Here is a 5114-nt window from a genome sequence, read left to right as displayed (position 1 = left end):
CCGCCGCGGCTGCGGCTGCGGCCGCTAGCGCCATCAACGCCCCGGGCACCCAGGCCACCAGCACGACCAGCATGGCGCTATCCACTGGCACAAAGGCCTTCACACTCGCGCAAACGGGCAAGCTGTTTCCAGTGGGCGGCCGTGCGTATGCCGCGAGCCAGGCCGCGCCGACGCTACGGCGCATGGTTGGCACCGTAACGGCTAACGACCCAGGCACTGGTGCCTTCACGATGTCGGTGCTGGGCGCCGGCGATGTGACGGGCTCGGGCACTTACACCGACTGGGTCATCAGCATCGCGGGCGAGGGCACTGCCTTGCCCGCGACAGCCGTGCCGGATGCAGGCAAGGTGCTGGGAGTCACGAGCGGAGGCGTGTATGGCCTGCTGGCCGCGCGTGGTGCCGGCGCCGCCACCACCGCCCCATTCGGCACCATCAATGCCGCTACGGCGGCCGTGCACACCGTCACGCCCACCAGCTACGGCCAGTGGGTCAAGTTGCCCGACGCAACCCTCTATGACCCTGGCCTGGGTCTGCTGACCGTGCGCAACGCTGGCGCCTATGACCTGGCAGTGCGCGACAACGCCGGCACGGTGCAGGGCTTTGTGCGCGGCGGCGAGTCCACGGTGGCGAGCCTGGTGGATGACACCACGGCTGCGGGTGTATGGGCCCTGGTCGGTGCTGAGATGCTGGGCACGGTCGTGAGCGCGGAGGTAGCCCATGGCCTCGGCGGTGTGGGCCAGCTGTCCGTGCGCGAGGTGATCGCGCTGGACGCCGACCGCGAGTTGATCATCTTCACGAACAACGTCGCCACGCAGGCCATCGTGTGGGACGGCGCGGCCGGCGTGTTCGGTGCCCTCGCCACAGTACGCACGCACGACGGCAACCTGCGCGTGCGCGCCATCAAGAGCGCGGCCAACCAGGCGCTGGTGGTGTCCGGCAACAGCACCACGGCGCTGGAGGGCGTGGTGCTGTCGATCAGCGGCACGACCATCACCGTGGGCACTGCCGCCGGGGTCACGCTGCTTGCCGCGTCCATCGCCGGGCAATCGCTGTCGCCCTGGGGTGACCTGATCCCCGTGGCGGGACAGGGCTTTGTGTTCACCTATTCCCGCAGCAGCAGCGTGCAGGCCGTGCGCGCGCTGACCATCACGGGCACCACCGTGGCCTGGGGTGCTGAGTCGGTGCTGACCGGCACCGCTGCCGCCTACTCGAACCAGCCACTGTTCGACATGGGTTCCAGCCGCGTGGCGGTGTTCAGCAGCAACGGATCTACCAGCGTGCACTGCCAGGTGTTCACCGTGACCGGCACGAGCTTGGCGGCGGGCACCAACGTGACGCTGAGCAATGCCGGGCTGGATGAAGCTTTCATTGCCGTCAAGCTGCCTACCGGCCGGATTGCGGTGGTGGGCACTACCTCGGGGCAGTTCACCGCTGCCATCTTCACCATCACAGGCACAGTGCCCACGGTGAGCAGCGCCGCGCTGCCGGCGTTGGCGGGGTACGTGAATGCGTGGAAGGTGATCGGCAACAGCGTGCTGTTCGCGGCCAACCTGGCTGGCACTGCGACGTTCTACGTCAACGCAGTGACCGATGTGTCTGGCACCGCCACCATTGGCACCGCGCTGCAGCGCCTGATTTCCAGCACCGCCAAAAACAATACGGTGCGCCTTGGGGCGGATACCACCAGTATGTCGGTGCTTTGGGGCGACGACACGGTGGGGCGGGTGCTCTGGCGGGTGGGCATGTCGGGCAACAACCCGGTGCTGCTCAATGCGTCCTATGCCGCCAGCGGCTCACCCACGGGCGCAACCACCGCAGCCAATGGCAGTTACCCCGCACTCAATACCAGCGGCAACTTGCCTTTGCTTGTGGGCCGCCACGAAGCGACGGGGGCGAACCTGGAGCAGCCGGGAACGGGCTCTGGGATCTTCAACGGCGGCAGTGCGAACACTCAGGCCTCGCCTGTGGCCTATCGGTCGCGCCGGGGCGTGCAGCTGGAGCTGGTCCCCCGGGCATCCATCGGCATCAACAGCACCACGCTCTACCCGCGCGAAGACGCCAGCGCGCTCTGGGGTGTGGGCGTCTCGCTTTCCAGCGGCACCACGTACCACCTCACCAAACTGAAGGTCGCATGACTATGCAAAAAATCACCATTGGCGCGGCCGTGTACGGCCCTTTCAGCCAGGTCTGGACCTATGGCGACCGGTACGTGTGCACGGCGGGCGAAAGCCGGCTGGAGCTGCAGTTCAACGTGGTCGGTGTGGGCGTGGTGGAGCCGTGGACGGCGGCCGATGAGCCGCCCCGCGATCTCGGCCCCGTTCGTGCAGCTGCCTGGGAGCGCATCAAAGCCGAGCGCGACCGTCGCAAGGTGCTGGGCGTCAAGGTCGGCGCGCATTGGTTTCACAGCGACGATAGCAGCCGGATCCAGCAGCTGGCGTTGATGATGATGGGTGCCAGCATCCCGCCTGGGCTGCAGTGGAAGACTCTCACCACTACCCCTCCGCCGGTGTTCGTCACCATGACGCAGGCGCTGGCCACCGGCATCTTCCAGGCGACGGCCGCCAGCGATGCGGCGATCTTCGCTGCGTGCGAGGTGCACCGCGTGGCCATGGAGGCCAGCGCCACGCCCGAGGCCTACGATTTCAGCGGCGGGTGGCCTGCCAGCATCGAGGACGGTGTGTGATGTTCCAGGCCGCCTTCTACAAATCGGTGCGCCCTGGCCTGCAGGGCATCTACAGCCGGGGCGTGCAGTTCATCGACAAGGGCCCCTACAGCCATTGCGAGGCGGTGTTCTCCGATGGGCTGAGCGCCAGCGCCAGCTGGATGGATAAGGGCGTGCGGTTCAAGGACGTGGTCTACAAGCCGGGGCACTGGGACATCATCCCGCTGCCTCTGGACATGGAGGACGCGGCCCGCGACTGGTTCGAGTTCAACCAGGGCCTGCCGTACGACCTGCTGGGCAACGTGCGCTTTGTGCTGCCCTGGGCAGACGAGAGCCCGGATGGGTACTTCTGCAGCGAGGCGTTGGCGGCCGCGCTGGGCCTGCGAGAGCCGTGGCGCTTTGGGCCCAACGGCCTGGCCGCGCTGCTCAGCAGCCCCACCATCTTCCAACCCGCCTCGGCGGGTTTTTTCTTGCCCGGCGTGGCTGAAGGGTTCGCGTGATCACAGACGATTTTGGCAACCTGGTGCAGCCCGCCGTGGTGCGCAGCATCTTCGAGCAGCTCGACGAGGGCGAGGCCCGCATGGGCCGCATCGAGGGTGACGTGGGTGATGTGCGCGCGGATCTCGCAGCCGTGCGCCGCGACCTGGAGGCCAACACGAAGGCCACGCAGGCCACTGCTCAGGCGACCCAGGAGCTGGGCAAGAGCACGGCCGACCTGGTGGACTTCCTGCAGGCCCTCAAAGGCATGTTCAAGGTGCTGGACTGGCTGGGCCGCATGGCCAAACCCATCGCATCCATCCTGGCCCTGGGCTCTGCAGCCCTGGCCCTCTACGCCGCCTGGAAAGGGCACAAATGAACGACACCATCAAGAAGCGCCTACTGCAGGCCGCGCTGGCCATCAGCGTGGCCGCCGCCGGCGGCGTGGCCACGCACCAGGCGGCGCAGCAGCCATCGGCCGCGGTGCTGCTGGCCATGGAGCTGGGCAACCACTACGAAAGCAGCGGCCGCCACATCGGCACACCCTACGTGGACAAGCTGGGCAAGGGCCAGCCGCTCACGGTGTGCGACGGTGTCACCGGCCCCGAGGTGGTGGCCGGCCGCACCTACACGCCCGAGGACTGCAAGCGCCTGGAGCTGCCCAAGTACCGAGAGGCCGAGCGCCAGGCGCGCCAGGCCCTCACGCACTGGGGCGCCTACAACCCGTGGGTGCAAGCCAGCTTCATCGACATGATCTACAACCTGGGGCCCAGCGTGCTCGATGGCACCACCATCGTCCGCATGGCCAACGCCGGCAACCTGGTGGGTGCGTGCATGCAAATGCCCCGCTGGGTGCGCGGCACCGTGGGCGGCCAGAGCGTGGTGCTGCCCGGCCTGGTCGACCGCCGCGACACCACGCGCGAGCTGTGCACCGACTGGGGCCGTGATGGCCACTTCAGCGCCGGCCTGCTGCCGCCGGCGGGAGGTGGCAAATGATCGACGTGCTCATCCTCGCAGGCCTGCTGCACATCACCGTGCCGGCAACGGCCGCGCCCCAGCAGTACCTGGCCACCGCCTACGCGCTGCCCGGCCAGCAACTGCAATGGCGCGGCCGCGACAACTGGGTGGCGCCCCACCTGTGCTTTGACCGCTGCGGCACCGTGCCCGGCCAGCCCAACGTGCTGCTGGCCGGCGGGCTGGGCCTGCAGGACGCCGCAGATCTGCAGCTCACCGTGTGGCGGTTGGACGGCACCCGCTGGACCCAGGTGATGCACTGCGCCAACTTCTTCACCGGCCCGCACTGCGGGACCTGGGGGCAACAACCATGATCCAGTACATCATCCTCGCCCTGGTCATCAGCCTGGCCGCCAACGCGGCCCAGCTGGCGGCCTACATGGGCCAGCGCGACAAGGCCAGCCAGGCCCTGGCCAGCGCCACCGCGCAGCGTGACCAGGCCCGCGCAGACGCCAGCGCCTGCAGCGATGCCACCGAGGCCCTGCAGGACCTGGCGGCCAAGCGTGCCCGGGAGGCCGCGCCAGCGCGCGCGGCGGCTGCTACAGCAGCCCAAACCCACCAGGTGAGGGCGGACTACACCCTCAGCCAGCAACCCCGCTTGCCGCTCGATCTGTGCGGCAGCATGCAGGCGTTGGGGGACGAGTGGCTGCAGGGGAGGGGCAAGCCATGACGCGGGCCCCCATGCTCCTCCTCGCCCCCGCGCTGCTGCTGGCCGGCTGCACTACGGCGCCGCCCGAGCGCGTGCAGACGCGTGTACCCGTGCCCGTGGCCTGCCAGGAGGCCGTGCCAGCCCGCCCCACCATGCCCACCGAGGCCCTGGTGCCCGGCGTGCTGCCCTGGACCCTCCTGCGCGCCGCCCTGGCCGAGATCGACCGCCGCGAAGCCTACGAGGTGCAGATGCGCGCCGCCCTGGTGGCGTGCACTGCTGCGCCATGACGCCGGCCCGTGCGGCGGCCGCCGG

General features: G+C 69.0%; 8 protein-coding genes. All 8 read left to right on the top strand.

Annotated elements, in window-relative coordinates:
• Positions 1–230 precede the first annotated feature (230 nt).
• From PMI14_RS06420 to PMI14_RS06385, 8 genes are read left to right on the top strand one after another with little or no spacing between them, the layout of a single operon-like run.
• Complete coding sequence (locus tag PMI14_RS06420; protein ID WP_035202631.1) at positions 231–2135, top strand: hypothetical protein; 1905 nt, start codon at positions 231–233, stop codon at positions 2133–2135.
• Positions 2132–2683, top strand: coding sequence for a DUF4376 domain-containing protein (locus PMI14_RS33385; protein ID WP_238541809.1), 552 nt, complete (start codon positions 2132–2134; stop codon positions 2681–2683). The genes PMI14_RS06420 and PMI14_RS33385 overlap by 4 nt, the downstream gene beginning before the upstream one ends.
• Positions 2683–3162 carry a hypothetical protein gene (locus PMI14_RS06410; RefSeq protein ID WP_007851459.1) on the top strand — a complete coding sequence of 160 codons (480 nt, stop codon included), beginning with the start codon at positions 2683–2685 and terminating at the stop codon, positions 3160–3162. The genes PMI14_RS33385 and PMI14_RS06410 overlap by 1 nt, the downstream gene beginning before the upstream one ends.
• Positions 3159–3518 carry a hypothetical protein gene (locus PMI14_RS06405; RefSeq protein ID WP_007851457.1) on the top strand — a complete coding sequence of 120 codons (360 nt, stop codon included), beginning with the start codon at positions 3159–3161 and terminating at the stop codon, positions 3516–3518. Before PMI14_RS06410 ends, PMI14_RS06405 begins: the two co-directional genes overlap by 4 nt.
• Entirely contained in the window at positions 3515–4135 is a 621-nt protein-coding gene (locus PMI14_RS06400; protein ID WP_007851455.1) for a lysozyme, read from the top strand. Before PMI14_RS06405 ends, PMI14_RS06400 begins: the two co-directional genes overlap by 4 nt.
• Positions 4132–4467: a hypothetical protein gene (locus PMI14_RS06395; RefSeq protein ID WP_007851454.1), complete on the top strand. Its 336-nt coding sequence runs from the start codon at positions 4132–4134 to the stop codon at positions 4465–4467. Before PMI14_RS06400 ends, PMI14_RS06395 begins: the two co-directional genes overlap by 4 nt.
• Positions 4464–4823 (top strand): hypothetical protein, encoded by a 360-nt coding sequence (locus tag PMI14_RS06390; RefSeq protein ID WP_007851452.1) that lies wholly within the window; start codon positions 4464–4466, stop codon positions 4821–4823. The genes PMI14_RS06395 and PMI14_RS06390 overlap by 4 nt, the downstream gene beginning before the upstream one ends.
• Before the next feature lie 11 nt (positions 4824–4834).
• Positions 4835–5089: a hypothetical protein gene (locus PMI14_RS06385; protein ID WP_238541808.1), complete on the top strand. Its 255-nt coding sequence runs from the start codon at positions 4835–4837 to the stop codon at positions 5087–5089.
• The last annotated feature ends 25 nt before the right edge of the window (positions 5090–5114 follow it).

The sequence above is a fragment of the Acidovorax sp. CF316 genome, from assembly GCF_000276605.1.
Lineage (GTDB): Bacteria > Pseudomonadota > Gammaproteobacteria > Burkholderiales > Burkholderiaceae_C > Acidovorax.
This window is presented reverse-complemented; position numbering and strand designations above follow the sequence as displayed.